Annotated in this window: 12 protein-coding genes; 11 read left to right on the plus strand and 1 reads right to left on the minus strand. The window is 63.0% G+C overall.

Annotated elements, in window-relative coordinates; translation table 11 throughout:
• Window position 1: 1 nt before the first annotated feature.
• The 4 genes from RIN49_RS14505 (at window position 2) to pelA (ending at window position 8,239) form a co-directional block, all read left to right on the plus strand.
• Complete coding sequence (locus RIN49_RS14505; protein ID WP_309120883.1) at window positions 2-1,579, plus strand: response regulator; 1,578 nt, start codon at window positions 2-4, stop codon at window positions 1,577-1,579.
• The gene (locus tag RIN49_RS14510) at window positions 1,569-3,953 is read left to right on the plus strand and encodes an alpha-L-rhamnosidase-related protein (protein ID WP_309120884.1); all 2,385 of its coding nucleotides are present in this window, start codon (window positions 1,569-1,571) and stop codon (window positions 3,951-3,953) included. The genes RIN49_RS14505 and RIN49_RS14510 overlap by 11 nt, the downstream gene beginning before the upstream one ends.
• Window positions 3,950-4,129, plus strand: a complete 180-nt coding sequence (locus RIN49_RS14515; protein ID WP_309120885.1) for a hypothetical protein — start codon at window positions 3,950-3,952, stop codon at window positions 4,127-4,129. The genes RIN49_RS14510 and RIN49_RS14515 overlap by 4 nt, the downstream gene beginning before the upstream one ends.
• A gap of 168 nt (window positions 4,130-4,297) precedes the next feature.
• Window positions 4,298-8,239, plus strand: a complete 3,942-nt coding sequence (gene pelA / locus RIN49_RS14520) for a pectate lyase (RefSeq protein ID WP_309120886.1) — start codon at window positions 4,298-4,300, stop codon at window positions 8,237-8,239.
• Between the two features lie 302 nt (window positions 8,240-8,541).
• Here pelA and RIN49_RS14525 read toward each other — a convergent pair whose 3' ends face one another.
• A complete protein-coding gene (locus RIN49_RS14525; RefSeq protein ID WP_309120887.1) occupies window positions 8,542-10,857 on the minus strand; it encodes a helix-turn-helix domain-containing protein in 2,316 nt (771 codons plus the stop codon).
• A gap of 122 nt (window positions 10,858-10,979) precedes the next feature.
• Between RIN49_RS14525 and RIN49_RS14530 the strand changes: the two genes are divergently transcribed.
• From RIN49_RS14530 to RIN49_RS14560, 7 genes are all read left to right on the plus strand, one after another.
• The gene (locus tag RIN49_RS14530) at window positions 10,980-12,500 is read left to right on the plus strand and encodes an extracellular solute-binding protein (protein ID WP_309120888.1); all 1,521 of its coding nucleotides are present in this window, start codon (window positions 10,980-10,982) and stop codon (window positions 12,498-12,500) included.
• Between the two features lie 223 nt (window positions 12,501-12,723).
• The gene (locus RIN49_RS14535; protein WP_309120889.1) at window positions 12,724-14,292 is read left to right on the plus strand and encodes an extracellular solute-binding protein; all 1,569 of its coding nucleotides are present in this window, start codon (window positions 12,724-12,726) and stop codon (window positions 14,290-14,292) included.
• A gap of 94 nt (window positions 14,293-14,386) precedes the next feature.
• Window positions 14,387-15,340: an ABC transporter permease gene (locus RIN49_RS14540; RefSeq protein WP_309120890.1), complete on the plus strand. Its 954-nt coding sequence runs from the start codon at window positions 14,387-14,389 to the stop codon at window positions 15,338-15,340.
• A 20-nt stretch (window positions 15,341-15,360) separates the two neighbouring features.
• Complete coding sequence (locus RIN49_RS14545; RefSeq protein ID WP_309120891.1) at window positions 15,361-16,239, plus strand: carbohydrate ABC transporter permease; 879 nt, start codon at window positions 15,361-15,363, stop codon at window positions 16,237-16,239.
• 15 nt (window positions 16,240-16,254) lie between these two features.
• The gene (locus tag RIN49_RS14550) at window positions 16,255-17,676 is read left to right on the plus strand and encodes a family 43 glycosylhydrolase (RefSeq protein WP_309120892.1); all 1,422 of its coding nucleotides are present in this window, start codon (window positions 16,255-16,257) and stop codon (window positions 17,674-17,676) included.
• A complete protein-coding gene (locus RIN49_RS14555; RefSeq protein ID WP_309120893.1) occupies window positions 17,673-18,818 on the plus strand; it encodes a hypothetical protein in 1,146 nt (381 codons plus the stop codon). Before RIN49_RS14550 ends, RIN49_RS14555 begins: the two co-directional genes overlap by 4 nt.
• The gene (locus RIN49_RS14560; RefSeq protein ID WP_309120894.1) at window positions 18,808-19,917 is read left to right on the plus strand and encodes a glycoside hydrolase family 88/105 protein; all 1,110 of its coding nucleotides are present in this window, start codon (window positions 18,808-18,810) and stop codon (window positions 19,915-19,917) included. The genes RIN49_RS14555 and RIN49_RS14560 overlap by 11 nt, the downstream gene beginning before the upstream one ends.
• Window positions 19,918-19,921 lie beyond the last annotated feature (4 nt).

The raw sequence follows: 19,921 nt of genomic DNA on the forward strand, positions 1-19,921 counted from the left end.
CATGTACGACGTATTGATCGTGGACGACGAGCCGGTCGCAAGGGAGTCCCTCCGCTACTTGATCGACTGGGAGGAACAAGGCTTCGCGATCCGCTCGGAGGCGGCGAACGGGCTTCAGGCGCTCGAGCTGCTGAAGGAGCGCCATTACGCGCTGGTGCTGACCGACATCCGGATGCCGACGATGAACGGCCTCGACTTGATCGCCCGGATGAAGGAGGTGACGGATTGCCCCGTCGTCATCTTGAGCGGCTACGACGACTTCGAATACGCGCGGCAAGGGCTGAAGCTCGGGGCGAGGGAGTATTTGCTCAAGCCCGTCGACGAAGACGAGCTGATCGCGACGCTGCGGCGGACGGCCGAGGAGCTCGAGGAGCGGCGCTTCGCGGAGCGGCGGCACCGGCTCGGACTGTCGGCGATGCGCGACCAGCTGCTGCGCCGGTTGGCGCACGGGGCGGTCGGGCGCAAGGAGTTCGAAGAACAGCGCGCGCTCGTCGGCTTCCCGCCGCGGATCGAGGAGACGTTCGCCTGCCTCGTCGTCGAGATGGATTTCGTCTACGGCGGCGGGAAGGAAGGCGAGGGCCTCTCGGAAAAGGACACCGAACTCAAGCGCTACGCCGTCCGCAACATCTGCGAGGAGCTCGCGGCGGGCGAAGGGTTCGTGTTCGAAGATACGGAGGACCGATACGGCGTCTTGTTTTATGCGGGCGCCGCGTCGACGGAGCCCGCCGCGCTCCGGGCGCGGGCCGAGCGCATCGCCGCGTCGACGGCGCTGTACGCGAAGGAGACGGTCAGCGTCGGGGTCGGCGCGTGCGCGCGCGGCTTCGCGGCGGTGCGCGAGTCGTTCCGCGCGGCGGAGGAGGCGCTCGACCGGAAGTTTCTGACCGGGGCGGGCGAAGCCGACGGGGCGGACGACGAGCGGTTTCGCTCGATCACGGCCCAACTGCTGGACGCGGTGCGCCACTTCCGCCGCGAGGACGCCGAGGGTTCGCTCGCGCGGCTGTGGGACGGCTTCCGCGCTTCAGGCGCGACGGCGCAGCGGGCGAAGCCGGTCGTCATCGAGCTGTTCGTGCAGCTGGCGCGCATCGCGCGGGAGACGGGCGCGAGTCAGGAGCTGCTGTTCGACCGCGCGTTCGGCGACTACGAGTCGATCCTGCGGGCGAAGACGACGGAGGAGCTGCGCCGGCTGACCGAGCGGAAGTGCGAGGCGGTGCTCGCCGCGCTCGCGTCGCTCGGCGAGCTGCGCCCGAACAAGGTGATCGAGGAACTGAAGAGCATCGTGCGGGCGAGGTATATGGACAATGTCAGCCTGCGCAGCGTCGCCCAGCGCCTCTACATGAACCCGAACTACCTGGGGAAGCTGTTCAAGGCGAATACCGGCATGTCGTTCAACGATTACTTGCTTCAGGTTCGAATGGAGAAGGCGAAGGAGCTGCTGCTGCACAGCGACCTGAAGGTGTACGAAATCTCCGAGGCCGTCGGCTACGGAGAGCTGGATTGGTTTTATAAGCGATTCAAGGCGTATACGGGCATCAGCGCAAGCGAATTTCGGAGCGGAGGGGAACGGAGATATGGAAAATAACCGAAAATGGCGCGCATCCTGGATCTGGGCGGACGGACCGGGCGAGGACGTCGACGTCGTGCGGTTCCGGCGCGCGTTCCATCTGCCGGAGGACGGTACGTATCGGTTGAACGTCCGCGTGTCCGCGGACAGCCGGTACCGGCTGTACGTGAACGGCGCGCTCGTCTCGTTCGGTCCGGCCAAGGGCGATCCATACACGCATTATTACGATACCGTCGAGGCGTCGTCGTATTTGCGGCCGGGGCGGAACGTCATCGCGGCGATCGCCGTCCATTACGGCACGGGGCGGGGGCCATTGTCCGTATGGCGTTCGCCGCGCGGGGCGTTCCTGCTCGAAGGGGACATTCTGGACGGGGAAGGAACCGTCGGTACGATCGATACCGATGCGGCCTGGACGGCGTACCGGGCGCCGCGCGGGGCGTTCGCGTTGCAGCGGGAGACGTTCACGCTGTTCGTCGGCGGCGGCGAGACGGTCGACGGCCGGCTGCTGCCGCACGGCTGGGAGCGGCCGGAGTTCGACGGCGCCGACTGGCCGGCGGCTAGCATCGTGTCGGCGACGCACGACCGGATGTACGGCCAGCTGACCCCGTGGCAGCTGACGGAGCGGACGATTCCGCCGATGCGCGACGACGAAGCGCCGTTCCGCGAGATCGTGCAAGGCCGGAACGGCGCCGGCGCGCTGGCGAAGACGGCGATCGGCGGCCCGCTCGAGGCGTCGACGGTCGCGGCGGGCGACGTCGCGCGGTTCGAGCTCGACGCCGGCGAGTTCATGTCGGGCCACGTCCGGCTCGAGCTGACCGGCGGCGCGGGCGCGACCGTGCGCATGCTCTACTCGGAATGCTACGAGTACCCGCCGGGTCCGCACGGCGAACGGCGCAAGGCGGTCCGCGACGATCCCGAGGGGAAGGCGCTATACGGCTTCGAGGACGTCTACGTCGCCCTCGGCCTCGGCACGGAGCGGCGTCCGGAGACGTACGAGCCGCTGCATCGGCGCGCGTTCCGGTTCATCGCTCTGACCGTCGAGGCGGGCGAGGAGGCGGTCTGCGTCCGGCGGTTTTCGATCCGGCGCACCGGCTACCCTCTTGACGTCTCGGCATCGTTCTCCAGCTCGGACGCCTCGCTGCGGCCGCTCTGGGACATCAGCCTGAATACGCTGCGCAACTGCATGCACGAAACGTACGAGGATACGCCGTATTACGAGCAGATGCAATACGAGCTCGACACGCGGCTGCAGGCGTTGTTCACGTATTACGTCAGCGCCGACGACCGGCTCGCCCGCAAGGCGATGTACGATTTCCACAGCTCGCTCCTGCCGTCCGGCATGCTGCAGAGCCGGTATCCGTCCGTCAGCCCGCAAGTGATCCCGGGCTTCGCCTTGTTCTGGATCATGATGGTGCACGATCATTATCGCTTCTTCGCCGACGAGTCGCTCGTGCGCATGTACCGGCCGACGATGGACGCGGTGCTCGGCTGGTTCGAGGGGCGCCGCGGACCGGACGGTCTCGTCGGCGCGATGCCGGAGGCGTATTGGTCGTTCGTCGACTGGACGTTCGATTGGAGGGACACCGCAGGCGCGCCGCCGGCCGGGAAGGGCGGCCCGCTGACGGTGTACAACCTCATGTACGCGGCGTCGCTCGACATGGCGGCGGAGCTGAACGAGCGGACGGGCCGGCGCGATACGGCCGCGGAATACCGCGAACGCGCGGCATCGGTGCGCGACGCGGTGCGGCTCCGCTGCCGGTCGGCGGAGCGGGGGCTGTTCCGCGACGGTCCGGAGGCGGAGCAGTACAGCCAGCACGCCCAAATCTGGGCGGTGCTGAGCGGAACCGTCGCCGGCGAAGAAGCGGCGCGGCTGCTGCGGACGACGTTCGCCGACGCGTCGCTCGCGAAAGCGTCTTACGCGAACACGTATTACGCGTTCCGCGCGCTCGCGTCGGCCGGCTTGTACGCGGATTCGTTCTCGATGTGGGACGCGTGGCGCGAGCAGGTCGAGCTGCACCTGACCGCGTGGGTCGAGGACCCGGTGTCGGTTCGCAGCGACTGCCACGCTTGGGGCGCCATGCCGCTGCACGAGTTTCCCGCGGAGCTGCTCGGCGTGAAGCCGCGCGAGCCGGGCTTCGCCGCGATCGAGCTGTCCCCGACGCCGGGGCCGCTGACGTCCGCGGAAGGCGTCGTCGCGACGCCGCGCGGGCGCGTAGCGGTCGCTTGGTCGATCGCCGGCGGCGAGTTCGCGTTGCGCGCGAGCGGTCCGGCGGACACGCCGGTCGTCGTCGTCCTGCCGAACGGCGAGACGCGCGCGTTCGACCGGATGGACGGCGCCGGCATCGAGGTTTCGTGCGCGATCGCGCGTACGGAAGAGGAGGCGGCGGGATGAAGCCGGGCGTCGCATATGATCCGGAACACGGGTCGCCGGACGCGCGGCCGGTCGATGATCGCAAGCTGAAGGACGCGCGGACGTCGGAACAACGGCGGCAAGGCGTGGATCGCAGCGCGGGACGCGACGGCGGAGGAGTGGCGCGAAGTTTTGGAGCAGGCGCTGCAAGAGGTTAATCAAGCAAATAATCAAATGTCCGCAACATAATCATTAGATTAGGAAGGGTTGTCCGGTTCCCGGGCAGCCCTTCCGGCATATTCAGAGATTGTATGCGTAACGAGGGGAGCTTCCATATAATCGGGGGTGTCGCAAGACAGATCCCATCACATGGAAGGGGAATGGATGTGAAACGAAGGAAGCTGGCAAGCAAGCGGGTCGTCGTTCCCTTGGCGCTGGTCATGACGTTCGCGCCTTTCGGCTCGGCATCGGCGTCGGCGGATCCGGCGGCCGAAGCATCGGCGGTCGCCTCCGCCGCGCAGACGGTCGTCGAAGAACGATTCGACGACATGACGACGGGGGAGACGCCCGCCGGATTTTCCGTATCCGAGGGCGGAGGCACGGTTCGCGTCGCCGAAATACCGGATGCGGCGAACAAGAGCTTATACCTCGAGGATACGAGCGCATCTACGAACGTGCTCGCCGGCAAGTCGTTCGACGCGTTGGCCGGCGAGGTTACGGTCGAGATGAAGTTTATGATGCCGGCGTACGTCAGCTCCACCAAGGTCGTGCGCCTCAAGGGGAGCGGGGGAACTCCGGTCGTCTTGGAGACGAAGAGCGACAGCGTTACGTACCGGCATGCCGGGGACACGTACGAGCCGATCGCGCCCGTCGCGGCGAACGAATGGATCGACTTCAAGATCGTAGCGGATACGGTTCGCGATACGGCCGACGTGTACGTGAACGGCGAATTGAAAATCGACGGCGCGCCTTTCTACAGCGCCGCGGACACGGTCGACTTTCTGGAGACGTTCACGCCGAACGGCAGCACGGGCTCGCATTACGTGGACGACATCATCGTCTCCGGTACCCCTTACGCCGACCCGGAGGAGCCCGGCGACGGCGGCGAGGCGCCAACGCCGCCTGCGGACGGAATCTACGAAGCGGAGGATGCGGCGTTCTCGGGCGCCGTGATCGACAATAAGCACCCCGGCTACAGCGGTACGGGCTTCGTCGACTACAACCCGAATGCGCCGGGCGGGTGGATCGAATGGACGGTCAACGTACCCGCGGCGGGCGAGTACACGATCGAATTCCGGTACGCGTCCGGAGCGGCGGAAGACCGGCCGGCGGACATTCTCGTAAACGGCGCCGTCGCGATTCCGCAGCTGTCGTTCCCGTCCACGGGCGACTTCACGGCGTGGAAGACGACGTCCGGGAAAGCGTCGCTGGCGGCGGGCGTCAACGTCATCCGCGCGACGGCGACGGGCGCGAACGGCGGGGCGAACATCGACCGCCTGCGCGTGCACAACGATCCGGACGACGGGGGACCGCCTCCGATCGTGACGGAGGAGGTCGAGGTCGAGGCGCTCTTGGGCGGGCTGCTCGCGAAGAAACTGGAATCGCTCGGCATGCTGGCGGATCGCGAGCGTCCGGCGGACCGGGTCGTCGCGCGGATCGAATGGATGTCCATGCTGAACGATGCGCTGGGCTTCGTCGACGAGGAGACGTTCCCGTACTTGTCGGCGGAAGACCGGGTCTGGGACGTGCCGCTGGCGCAGTGGGACGCCTACGTGCTCCAAGCGGCGAAGGAGGCCGGATACGTCGAATCGTCCCAAGGCGAGGCTGTCCGACCGTACGAAGGCATTACCCGCGCGGAAGCGGCCGGCATGCTCGCGAAGGCGCTGAAGCTGAAGGCCGGAGGCGGCAACGGCGCCGTCGGCGCCGTCGTCCGGGAAGGCATCATGTCCGCTGGCGGCGGTAACGACTTCGGTTCGAAAAGCATGCTGAAGGCGTCGGAGGCGGCGACGATCCTGCAGCGTCTTCGCTCCTTCTCGGCGCGTCCGAACGACGTGCGCGTCGTCGGCGTCCATGCCGTCGCGGAACGCATCGCGGCGGTGACGCTGAACGCCCCGCTCGCCGACGTCGACTTCGGCGATGTCGCGATCAGCGTGCCCGAAGGCGCTTGGAAGACGCTCAACCCGGCGTTCCGCGACGTACCGGCGACGAGGGCGGCGGCGGGCGTGAACCGGTTCGGCAACACGGTCCTGTTTTACGAGTTGACCGAGTCGCTCGGGCCGGGAGCGACCTACGCGCCTGCACCGGGGAACCCGCCTGATTCCGGCGATTTGACGCAAGCGGTGCGGCAGGCGAACAATCTAGTGTCCTGGCAGATGGATCACGGCGGTTGGACGAAGGCGATGCCGTACGACCGACCGTGGAACGGCACGGAGAAGAAGTCGACGCAGTTCGGCTCGACGGGCATCGAGCTCGGAGCGATCGACAACGATGCGACCGTGAAGGAAATCCGCTTCCTCTCTCAAGTGTACCGCGAGACGAACGAAGCGGCATTCAAGGAGAGCGTGAGGAAGGGCATCGACTTCTTGCTCGGGATGCAGTACGAGACGGGCGGATGGCCGCAGGTGTATCCGGAGCGGGGGACGCCCGGAGACGGCGTCTACTATTCGAATTACGTCACGTTCAACGACAATGCGATGATCAACGTGCTCGATCTGTTCGACGACGCGCTCGGCGGGGCGTACCCGTTCGATACGGACCTGCTCGACGAGGGGACGATCGAACGCATCCGGGCGGCGAAAGCGAAGGGCATCGAATTCATTCTGAACGCCCAGATCGAAGCGAACGGCGTCCTAACGGCCTGGTGCGCGCAGCACGACCCGTTCACCTACGAGCCGAGAGGCGCCCGCGCTTACGAGCATCCGTCGATCTCGGGCTCCGAGTCGGTCGGCATCGTGCGTTATTTGCTGTCGCAGCCGCAGACGCCGGACATTCAGCGCGCCGTCAAGGCCGCCCTGGAGTGGTTCGATCAGGCGAAGCTGGAGGGCGTCCGCTACGTCAGCGCGGACCCGAACGGCGTGTACTTCGTGGAGGATCCGAACGCGGTGTCCTGGTACCGGTTCTATGAAATCGGCACGAACCGAGGCATCTTCTCGGGGAGGGACGGGGTGATCAAGTACAGCATTCAAGAGATCGAGCAGGAGCGCAGGAACGGCTATTCGTGGGGCGGCAGTTACGCGAAGGCGCTGCTCGAGACGGCGAAGTCGACCGGTTACTTCGTCGGACGCGTGTATGGGAGGGTGATCGATACGAATTCCGTCGATGCGGAAGGCAGAACGCTCCGGGCGGGCGACCTGCTGCGGGCCGGGGACGTTCGAGAGGCGCTGAGCGCGCTCCCGAGCCGAATCGTCGTGGCGCAGGACGGCTCGGGCGACTACGTATCCGTGCAAGCGGCCGTCGACGCCGTGCCGGCGAACAATGCGGAGCCGGTGGAGATTTACATTCATAACGGCGTGTACGAAGAGGTCGTGACGATTCCCGCGAACAAGCCGTTCATCACGATGATCGGGGAGAGCGCCGAGGGCACGGTCCTTACGTACGACAACTACTCGGGCAAGGAGCGCCCGACCGGTGGCACGTACGGCACGAGCGGCAGCGCGAGCATGTTCGTGAACGGCACCGACTTTACCGCGCGGAATCTGACGATCGCCAATTCGTTCGACGAGTCGTCCGTTACAGCGACGAATAAGCAGGCCGTGGCGCTGAACGTGCGCGGCGAGCGCCATCGGTTCATCGGCGTCCGACTTCTCGGCAATCAAGACACGCTGCTGACGAACGGCGGCACGCAATATTTCTATCGGTGCTACATCGAGGGCGACGTCGACTTCATCTTCGGCGGATCGAGCGCCGTCTTCGAGGAGTGCGTCATCCATTCGCTGGACCGCGGTTCCGCTACGAATAACGGCTATATCACCGCCGCGAGCACGATGATTACGGAGCCGTACGGCTACTTGATCGTGAACAGCAAGCTGACGAGCGACGCGGCGCCGGGCACCGTCTGGCTCGGCCGCCCGTGGCATCCGAGCGGCAATCCGGACGCGATCGCGAGCGTGCTGTACATGAACGTCGAGATGGGCGCGCACATCAACCCGATCGGGTGGACCGATATGTCCGGCTTCCTTGCGAAGGACGCGCGCTTCGCCGAGTACGGCAGCTACGGACCCGGCGCCGTCGTCGCGGACACGCGTCCGCAGCTGACCGAAGGGGAAGCGGCGTTGTGGACGATCGAGAACGTGCTGAAGGGCTGGAATCCGAAAGAAGCGGCGGAATAAAACCAAGGGCTGTCCCCGGGGATTGGGGCAGCCCTTGGTTTTAGCCAGGCGTCGAGACCAAGACCAATAGAGAACACGGATGTTCCTTATTTCCGAGGCAGACGCCGAAAAGAGCCGAATAGGGAACAGCAATGTTCGCTATTTCCGGAAAATCGGCTGAAGTCGAGCTGATCCGGCGAATTAGGGAACATTCGTATTCCTTATTTCGCTATATTCGAACTTGCCGACCGGAATAGGGAACATTCCTGTTCCCTAAGCGCGTACCCGCGCTCTTGCCGCCGGCGCGCTCGCCGAGGCCGCGGTCATACGCCGGGCTTGCCGTACTTGGCCCGGTACTGGCCGGGCGTCATGTCCTCCTGCTTTTTGAAGGAGCGAATGAAATTTTGCGGGTTCGTGTACGTCAACCGTTCGGCGATGTCCTTCACGGACATGTCGGTTTCGACGAGCCACTTCTTCGACATGTTCATCCGGTACTGCGATAAGTAATCGCTGAACGACATATCCGTCTCCTTCTTGAAGACGCTGCTTAAATAAAAGACGTTATAATGCAATCGGGAGGCGCATTCCTCCAACGTCAAATCGCGGTCGAATTCGCTGCGGATGATATCGATGATCTGCTCCGAGATGTTCTGGTATTGCGACGCCTGCCGATCTTGAAAGACGCGGATCAGACGGCCGACGATGCGAGTGTTGTACCAGTTCTCGATCTCTGCGCTGACGTACAGCTGCAACAGCTCTTCGTATAAGGAACTCTCCTTGGCGTCCAGCTGGTCCAGCCCGATCCCGGCCTCCTGCATGACGACCATCAGGCTGTTCAACAGGCGGATGAGCGAGATCTGGTATTCATGAGGCGTGCGATCCTTCAAAAACACTTCTCCCAGCCATTGCTTCAGCAGCTTCGAGGCGAGCTCCTCGTCGGCCAGCTTGATGGCGTCGATGAGCTGATTCTCGATCTGCGTCGGATAGAAGTACACCTGCGTGTGCTTCCCGGAGTTGAGGCTCGAGTAGGGAACGATGACGCCCTTGCCCAGCTTCATCCGATGCTTCAGCGCTTCGAGCCCTTCCTGATAGCCGCGCGACGCGCGATGGACGCCGGCGAACGGAAGGCTGATGCCGATGCTGACGTCGAGATCGAGGTAGCGGCGCATGTTTTGCTGCACGGCTTCCGTTACCTTGTAGATGTACAGGTTGAAGTCGTCATGCGACATGCCGGCGCCGCCGATAAGCGTCACGAGCGTCTGATCCAAGATGACGGGAGGCAGCCGATCGGACTTCGGCACCATCTCTTCGACGATGTTGCCGGCTGCGAACAGCAGCAGGTCCAAATCCTTCTGATCGTAGCGCGTCTCGACCAGAATGTCGATCTGCAGCGTGAGCACGGCCAAGTGATTCCAGTTCCGGATCACCTCCCGATAGCCGAACAGCTCGAGCTTCTCCTCGATTTCCGATGCGCCGAGCTGGCCTTGGAACAGCTTGTGCAGGAAGAAGGTGCGCACCTGCAGACTGTTCTGGTGCAGCTCGTGCCGCATCTTCTCGTTGGAGGCGAACAAGTCGCGAATATGCTCGTCGATGATCTGCAGCTCGTTCTTCTTGGAGGCCGTCGACTCCGGCAGCCGCTCGGCGATCAAGCGGAACATCTCGCGGATCGGCGTGTACACCCTGCGGCTGCCGAGCCAGACGAACAACACGCACAGGCATAGGATCAGCAAGCAGACGGAGGCGGTGAACCATCCGATCGAGCGCGCTTCCTTCGTAAACTCGGACATCGTCGTGAACGAGGCGTACGTCCATCCGTTGAAGTCGGAACGGACGTACGTAACCGAGATCGGCTCGCCGCCGACGATCGTCTCGAACTGGCCGGAGGCGCCGCCGAACTTCGGGAGGTCCGCTTCGGCGATCGAGCCCGTCTCCGCGAGCGGAGCGCCGATCTTCGACGCGTCGGGATGGGCGACGATGCGAAGCCGCGCGTCGAGCACCATGACCTCGCTGGCCGCCGGCGGGTTGTCGAGCATCGCGCCGAGGCTGCAGCTCGGGATCGTCGCCAAGGCGACGCCGCGCTTGTTCGACGTGTGCAGCGGCATCTTCTTGACGAGCGTCACGGTCGTCGGACAGCCATAGCTTTCGGTGTCGCTGGAGCCGAGCGCGGCGGTGTCGAGCATGACCCAGCTCGTGCTGTGCTCCAGCTCCATCAGCTCGAGCAGCGTCGTCTTGGACGCGTATTCGTCGAACGTGTACAGACCGCGGTTGTTGATCACCCAATCGGAAGCGGGATTCGCCAGGATGACGTCGGTGACGTACGTGTCCGGGGACTGCAGCAGGTTCAGCTCTTCCTTCAGCTGGTTATATAGCTGGAAATCCGTAAAGTTCAACGTCCGAAACAGCGCGTCTTGCACCTTATTCGTATTAATGACGTAATTCAGCGTGTAATCGACCGTCCGAAGCACCTGCTCCATATTGCCGTTCATCTGATTCATCATTTGGATGTTGCTGCGGTTCACATGCGTCTGGATCGCGTCCGACGATTTCATGTAAGAGAACAAGCCGAGCGTCAAGATCGGGAAAATGCTGATGGCGAATCCGAACAATATCATATTCTTATACAGGCTAGACCTCTTCAATCGATTCGCCGCCTATCGCGTAGAATATTTTACAAAACCCGTTGAAAACGCTTTAATGTTATCATACAAGAAAAACGATGCCACGCCCTAATTATACAGAAAATCGAGCGGAGGTCGAGAATATGAACCCGAGATGGATCTATGTCGCGTCGGCCGCGTCGTTCGCGCTCCTGTCGCTCTCGGGCTGCGCCGGTTCGATATCCGGCTTCGGCGGCGCAGCGGCGGAGCGAACCGCGGAAGGCGGCGGCGCCGACGTCGCGCGCATCTCGATCATGGCGAACCTGCATACGCCGGAGGTGCCGTCTCCCTTGATCGAGACGATGCTGGAGGAGGCGACCGGGGTAGAGCTGACGTTCCAGTGGACGCCGGACGGCAGCTACGAAGAGAAGTTCAACGCGTCCATGGCGACGGGAACGATGCCCGACGCGGTCTATTTGAAGAACGCGTCCATGCTGACGTTCCTGCGGGAACCGATGCAGAGCGGGTTGTTTTGGGAGATCGGGCCGTATCTCGAGGAGTTCCCGAACCTCGACCGGCTGCAGACCGAGGTGCTGCGCAATACGGCCGTCGAAGGCAAGGTGTACGGACTGTATCAGGAGCGGCCGTCGTCGCGGCAGGGCGTCATTTTCCGAAAAGATTGGGCGGACCGTCTCGGCTTGCAAGCGCCGGCGACGATCGACGAGCTGTATACCATGTTGTACCAATTCACTTATAACGATCCGGACGGCAACGGGGTCGACGATACGATCGGCTTAACGGACCGCAGCGATCTCGTCTACGGCGCGTTCAAGACGGTACTGTCCTATTTCGGCGCGCCGAACGGCTGGGGCGAGAAGGACGGGCGGCTCGCGCCGGAGTTTATGTTCCCGGAATATCGGGAGACGATGAACTTCTTCCGCAAGCTGCACGAGGAGGGGCTCATCAACCGCGACTTCCCGGTGACGGCGAAGGCGGATCAACAGGACTTGCTGACGATGGGCAAGGCGGGCGTGTACATCGGAGCGATGGGCGACGTGATCAGCCTGCAGACGAAGGCGGCGCAGTCGAATCCGAACGCGGTTCTCGACGTGCACAACCGGATCGCGGGACCGAAGGGCGAGCGCGTATGGGCGACGCCGGGCTTCGGCACGGTGGTGCTGTTCCCGAAGTCCGCCGTCCGCTCGGAAGAGGAGCTTCGCCGGGTGCTCGGGTTTTTCGACGAGCTGATGACGCCCGAGCTGGCGAACCTGCTGCATTGGGGCGTGGAAGGCGTGCATTACACGGTGGAAAACGGTAAAGCCGTCCCGTCCGACGACTTCGACTTGAAATATAAAGACGTGAAACCGTACCAAGGTATCGAGATCGGGGGACCGAGTACGATCGAAGGCTTCCTGGAATCCGACTTCCGGATGCCGGTCAAGGGCAAGGCCGATCGGCTGACGAAGGATAACGATTCGATGCTGGTGCTCGATCCGACGGCGGGATTGCATTCCCGCACGTTCGACGAACGCGGCATGCGGCTGCAGGAAATCGTCAGAGACGCGACGTACCATTATATTTTGGGGATGATCGACGAAACGGGCTTCGAGGCCGAAGTGCAGCGGTGGCTGCGGGAGGGCGGCGAGCGCATCATCCAAGAGTTTAACGATTCGGACGGCATGTAGGAGATTCGTTCTCCGCATGCCGTTTTTTTTCGCTTATCTATAGGATCATATGTTCGTAATCGCGCGCGTTGCGGATAATCATTAGATTGGATTCGTCCGCGCGGCGCGGCGTTGCGGCTCTCGGCGCGCCTCCCGCAAATCCCGGGATTATGTACGTAACGGCCGCGATCGATTTACGGTAGAGGGGTAGGAAACATCATCTTACCCATTGGAGGTCATAATCATGGCAAACAAGAGAGCCAGCATGCTATTGGCGGCATTGACCGCGCTGGCGGTTACGGCCGGCTGCGGAAGCGCCTCGACCGGCGGATCGGAAGCGCCGGAGCAGCCGGCGAACAACGCGGGGGCGGGCGCCCAGGCCGAAACGAAGACGGAGCCGGAAGCGCCGAAGGAGCCGTTCAAGCTTTCCATTATGGCGAACCTGCACACGCCGGAGGTTCCCTCGGATAAAATCGAGAAGCTCGTAGAGGAAGCGACGAACACCGAGCTGGACATCCAATGGGTGCCGGACGGCACGTACGACGAGAAGATGAACGCCTCGTTCGCGACGGGCACGCTCCCGCAGGCGACGTACATTAAAAACCAAACCTCGCTCATCATGCTGCGCGACGCGATTCGGAACAATCAATTTTGGGAAATCGGGCCGCTGCTCGAGCAGTACCCGAACCTGAGCAAGCTGAACCCCGAAGTGCTCAAGAACACGTCGGTCGACGGGAAGATCTACGCCTTGTACCAAGAGCGTCCGCTCTCCCGTCAGGGCCTCATCTATCGGAAGGATTGGGCCGACAAGCTCGGCTTGTCCGCGCCGACGAACGTCGACGAGCTGTACGCGATGCTGAAGGCGTTCGCGGAGAACGACCCGGACGGCAACGGCGCGAAGGATACGATCGGATTGACGGACCGCAGCGATCTCGTCTACGGCGCGTTCAAATCGGTCAGCTCTTGGTTCGGCACGCCGAACGGCTGGGGCGAATCGGAAGGCAAGCTGGCGCCGGAATTCATGTTCCCGCAGTACATGGAGACGATGAAGTACATCAAGAAGCTGCACGAGGAAGGCCTCATCAACCAGGATTTCCCGGTGACGAGCAAGACGGACCAGCAAAACCTGCTCATCACGGGCAAGGCCGGCGCGTACATCGGCTCCATGGCCGACGTCGTCAGCCTCGATTCGAAAATTACGGATGTCAATCCGAACGCGCTCCTCGACGTACAGAACCAAATCAGCGGTCCGGACGGCAAGTTCGGCATCTGGGCGATCCCGGGCTACGGCTCCGTCGTGCTGTTCCCGAAGTCGGCGGTCAAATCCGAAGACGAGCTGAAGAACATCCTCGCCTTCTACGACAAGCTGATGAGCCCCGAGCTGGCGAACCTGATTTACTGGGGCGTCGAAGGAGAGCACTACGCGATGGAAGGCGACAAGGTCGTGCCGATCGAAGATACGAAGATTACCGATCGCGACGTGAAGCCGTACCAAGCGCTGCAGATCGGCGGCATCAGCACGATCGACGGCTTCTTCGAGGCGAAGCATCTGCTGCCGGCGAAGGAGAAGGCGGAGCAGCTGATCGTGGATAACAACAAGTACCTCATCCACGACCCGACGGCGCCGCTCGATTCCGCGACGTTCACGCAGGACGGCGTACGCTTGCAAGAGCTGATCAAGGACGCGACGTACAAGTTCATGCTCGGCGACATCGACGAGGCCGGCTTCCAAGCGGCGATCGACACGTGGCTGAAGCAGGGCGGACAGAAGATCATCGACGAGTTCAACGCTTCTTACGCGCAGGCGAAATAACCGGTCGTTCCGAACGGCGGAGGCCGCGCGCGGCGGAACGCAAGCCGCAGCCGCGCGGCCTCCCATTTTCCCACTATAGAAAGGAAGAGAAATCATGCGAGATACGGCCGTAGGCAACGCGACGCTCGCCAAGACTAGAAGGAATTCGGAGCTGCTGAGGAGACTCGTGAAAAACCGGGCCTTGTATCTGATGATTCTCCCCGGCTTTCTGTTCTTCGTTATTTTTAAGTACATCCCGATGGGCGGGCTCGTCATCGCTCTGCAGGATTATCAGCCGTACCTGGGCATCATGAACAGCCCGTGGGTCGGACTCAAACATTTCGAGCGATTGTTCGCCGAACCGATGTTTTTTACGATTCTAAGAAATACGCTGCTGTTGTTCTTCATGAACCTGTTGTTTTACTTCCCGGTGCCGATCGTCCTCGCGCTCATGTTGAACGAGGTGCGGCGGGAGATGTTCAAGCGGTTCATTCAGACGCTCGTCTACATTCCGCACTTCATGTCTTGGGTCATTATCGTATCCATTTCCTTCGTCATGCTGTCCATGGACCGCGGCATCATCAACGAGCTGCTGGTCATGATGGGTTTCGAAAAGATCAACTTCCTCATGAGCAACGAGTGGTTTCGCCCGATGTACGTCCTGCAGATCGTCTGGCGGGAAGCCGGATGGGGGACGATCATCTACTTGGCGGCCATGGCCGCGATCGATCCGGGGCTGTACGAAGCGGCTCGGATGGACGGCGCCAACCGGTTTCGCCAAATTTGGCACATTACGTTGCCTTCGATCCGCAGCGTCATCGTCGTGCTGCTCATCCTGAAGATCGGAGACGTGTTGGAACTCGGCTTCGAACATATTTATCTCTTGCTCAACTCGATGAATCGCGAGGTGGCGGAGATATTCGATACGTACGTCTATACGGCGGGCCTTCGCCAAGGGCAGTTCAGCTTCAGCACCGCGGTCGGATTTTTCAAGTCGATCGTCGGCTTGGTCTTGGTCATGGGCGCGAACTGGCTGTCGAAGAAGGTCGGCGAGGAAGGCATCTACTAAGAGGGAGAGGCGAAAAAGCCATGGTCCAAGACAAAACGCTGGGAAGCCGGCTGTTCGATATCGTCAATTACACGCTGTTGTCGCTCATCGGTCTCGTGACGATTCTTCCGTTCATCCACGTGATCGCGGGCTCGTTCACGACCGTTACGGAGCTTGCGACGAAGCAGTTCGTCATCATTCCGACCGTATGGTCGCTCGACGCGTACAAATATATTTTCTCGACGAACACGTTGTTTCGGGCGCTAGGCGTCTCCGTCGTCGTGACGCTGTTCGGCACGCTGTTCAGCATGTTCCTGACGGCGCTGATGGCGTACGGCTTGTCGCGCAGAGACTTGGACGGACGGAGCGGCATCATGTTTCTGGTCGTGTTCACGATGCTGTTCAGCGGCGGGATGATTCCGACGTTCCTCGTCGTGAAGGAGATGGGCCTTATCGATTCGCTGGCGGCGCTCGTCGTGCCGACGGCGATCAACGCCTTCAACTTGATCATTATGCGCAACTTCTTCCAGAACTTGCCGGACGGGCTGGAGGAGTCCGCGAAGATCGACGGCTGCAACGACTGGGGCATCCTGTTCCGCATCGTCATTCCGCTGTCGATGCCGGCGATCGCGACGATTTCTCTGTTCTACGCGGTAACGTACTGGAACACGTATATGACGGCGATCTTGTACTTGAACGACGCGGCGAAATGGCCGGTGCAGGTCATCCTGCGTCAGATCGTCATCTTGGCCAGCGGCCTGACCGCCGATACGTCCGGCATGGAAGACTTCGTGCGCCCGCCGGAGCAGACGGTGAAGATGGCGGTCATCGTCGTGGCGACGCTGCCGATCTTGCTCGTGTATCCGTTCCTGCAGAAGCATTTCGCCAAGGGCGCGCTGCTCGGATCGATCAAAGGATAAGAGGGGGAGAACGCCGTGTTGGAAAAGGAACCTACGATCTACGCCCCGATCGTCGCGGGCAACTACGCCGACCCTGCCGTCATCCGCGTCGGCGAGGACTATTATATGACGCATTCCTCGTATAAGCTGACGCCCGGGCTCGTCATCTGGCATTCCCGGGACCTGCAGAGCTGGAAGCCCGTCGCCGCTGCGCTCCAGGAATATCTGGGCGACGTATGGGCGCCGGACTTCGCGGAGTACGAGGGAACCTATTATATTTACTTCCCGGCGAATCGGTCGAATTGGGTCGTCACGGCCCCGCATCCGACCGGCCCGTGGAGCCGCCCGATCGATCTCGGCATCAAGGGCATCGACCCCGGACACGTCGCCGGGCCGGACGGCAAGCGATACTTGCACATGTCCGGGGGCGAGTTCGTCGAACTGGCGAAGGACGGGCTGTCCGTCGTCTCGGAGCCCCGCCATGTGTACGACGGCTGGCGGTACCCCGACGACTGGGTCGTCGAAGCGTACAGCTTGGAAGGACCGAAGATCACGTACCATAATGGGTATTATTACCTCACCGTGGCGGTCGGCGGCACGGCCGGTCCCCCGACGAGCCATATGGCGGCGTCCTCCCGATCCCGAACGCCTTGGGGACCGTGGGAACATTCCCCATACAACCCGATCGTGCGGACGGCGTCGAGCGCGGAGCGTTGGTGGTCGAAGGGGCACGGCTCGCTCATCGACGCGCCGGACGGCACGTGGAGGATCGTGTACCATGCGTACTTGAACGGCTTCCACACGCTCGGGCGGCAGACGCTCGTCGAGCGGATCGAGTGGACGGACGACGGCTGGTTTCGCACGGCGCCGAACCCGATCGAAGCCTCCATCGACGCGGGAACGTTCGAGGACGACTTCGGAGGGGCGTCGCTCGCGCTGCACTGGCAATGCGAAGGGCGGCGTCCGGCGGACCGGTTCGCGCTAAGCCCGGACGGACTCGCCGTCGCCGGAGCGGAGGGCGCTTCGCCGCTGCTGTTCATGCCGAAGCACGAGCGGTACGAAGCCGAAGTCGAGGCGGTCGTCGAGGGGGACGCGGAGGCGAGATTGTTGCTGTATTACAACGATTCGGCATACTTGGGCATCGGCTTGCATGCGGGGGGCGTGCGGCATTTCCGATCGTTCAAGAGCTACGCCACGATGCCGGACCTCGGCCGCAAAGCGCGCATCCGCATTCGGAACGACCGGCATATCGTCACGTTCTACTACAGCTTCGACGACGGCGCGACGTGGGCGAGGTACGACAAGACGATCGACGCCTCCGGTCTGCACCATAATACGTTCGGAGGGTTCTTAAGCCTTCGCGTCGGATTGGACGCCGTCGGGAACGGACGGGCGACGTTCCGCCGATTCTCGTACCGTCCGCTTGCCGAAGAAAGGGAGAGGGGAGTGCAGGCATGAATCGACGGATGGAGGCGCTCCTCGCGGACGGCGACGCGCTGTTCGACGGTTTTTTCGACTGGCTGGAGGGGCAGTACGACAAGGCGTCGGGAGGATTTTATTACGCCCGGAGCTCCAGGGCGTCCGGCCGCTTCTCGCCCGACATCGAGTCGACGGCGCAGGCGCTCAACATCGTCGAGCGATGCGGCTTGCTGGACCGCTTGGACGAACGGATGCGCGAGGGAATGATCCGGTTTTTCCGATCGAAGCAGGATCCCGGCACCGGTTGGTTTTACGACGACGACCCGAATATGCGCCTAGACGACGTCATGGTCGGCCGCGCGCTCGGGTACGGCTTGCACGCGCTCGACAAGCTCGGCGCGGCGCCGCTCGATTCGCGGCCGGCGGAGAGCGGCGCGACGCCGGCGTATATGGCTTCGCCCCAGTCGTTCGGCGAATGGCTGCGCTCGATCAGCCTCGCGAACAGCTGGCGGGGCTGCGACAAGCTGTCGCATTGCGGCGCGCATCTCGCCGCGCTCGCGCCGGAGCGGCGGGAGCTTTACGTACGCGAGGCGTTCGACTACTTGAACGGCATTCAGGATCAAGACACCGGCTTCTGGGGCGAGGGCGCGCCGTACGTTCGGCTGTCCGGCACGTTCAAGCTGCATCTGTTCTATCGGCGGTTCGGCGTGCCGATGCCGCGGCAGGACCGGATCTACCGATCCATCCTCGACGCGCTCCGGACGGAAACCGCCTTCGATATGTGTTATATCCGCAACCCGATCAGCCTGTTGTCGTCCATGAGGCCGGCCATCGCGGCGGACGAGATGACGGAGATCGCCGAGACGACGCTCGCGAATATGGCGAAGCTGAAGCGGGCCGACGGCGGCTTCTCGCGGGAGCTCCACGGCTCCCCGCCGGCGCCGAACGTCGCGCAGGTGAAGCCGGGCGAGTCGTACCCCGACATGCCGGTCGCGGTGCCGCTCGGTCTCGGCCTCGTCGAAGGCGATATGAACGCAGGCACGCAGGCCGTCTTGATCCGTTATACGCTGCGCGAGCTGGCGGGACTGCCGCACCGGCATTTGGCGGTGCCGGACGGTCGGTTCGGCGCCGAGAAACACACTTCGTTTTCCGAGAGGAGATCATCCGCCCATGAACACTGAAGAACGCGCCGCGCTCGCGCTGCGCGCCCCGCTCGATTACGCGAAAGCCGCTTGCGATTCGTTGATGAAGACGTTCGCGCCGGAGGCGCTGCCGCCCGCGGGACGGTGGCATTACCATCAAGGGATTTTCCTTCAAGGGATGCTGCAGGTTTGGAAGCGCGCGGGGAACGATTCGTATTTCGAATATCCGAAGCGATACGTCGACCATCTCGTGGACGAAGACGGCAACCTGCTCTTCGCCCGCGACGAGCTCGATTCGATCATGCCGGGGCTGCTGCTGCTCGCATTGGACGAACATACCGGCGACCGGCGATACCGCATGGCGGCCGACAAGCTGCGCGGCTTGTTCCGCACGCTGAACGCGACGTCGGAGGGCGCGTACTGGCACAAGGATAAGTATCCGTACCAGATGTGGCTCGACGGCTTGTATATGGGCGGCGTCTTCGCGCTGCAGTACGCTGCGAAGTACGGTGAACCCGAGCTCGTGCCGATGGTGCTGGAGTGGGAGAAGCTGATGCGCAGGCATATGTCCGACGAGGCGACGGGTCTCTTGTATCACGCGTGGGACGAAAGCCGGAAGGCGCCGTGGTCCGATCCGGACACCGGCAATTCTCCGGAATTTTGGGGGCGGTCGCTCGGCTGGTACGGCATGGCGCTCGCGGATTTCCTCGACGCGCTGCCGGCGGAGCACCCGGGCCGCCCGGAGATCGCGGCGGCGCTCGGCCGCTTCGTCGACGGGCTCGTACGGTTCCAGGACGAGAGCGGCCTCTGGTACCAAGTCGTGGACAAGGGCGATCGGGCCGACAATTGGCTGGAGACGTCGTGCACGAGCCTGTTCGTCTACGCGATCGCCGGCGCCGCGAGGCACGGCTGCGCGGGGGAAGAGCGGCTGGAAGCGGCGCGCCGCGGTTACCGCGGCTTGATCGAGCGGCTGCGCACGGACGGCGAGGGGCGTCTCGTCGTGCCGGACATCTGCATCGGGACGTCGGCGGGGGATTACCGGAACTACGTCACGCGTCCGGTCAGCGACAACGACCTGCACGGCGTCGGCGCTTTCGTCTTGGCCTGCGTCGCGATGGAAGCGTTGGGGGAGCGATAAGTAC

It is taken from the genome of Paenibacillus sp. (assembly GCF_031177825.1).
Classification (GTDB): domain Bacteria; phylum Bacillota; class Bacilli; order Paenibacillales; family YIM-B00363; genus Paenibacillus_AE.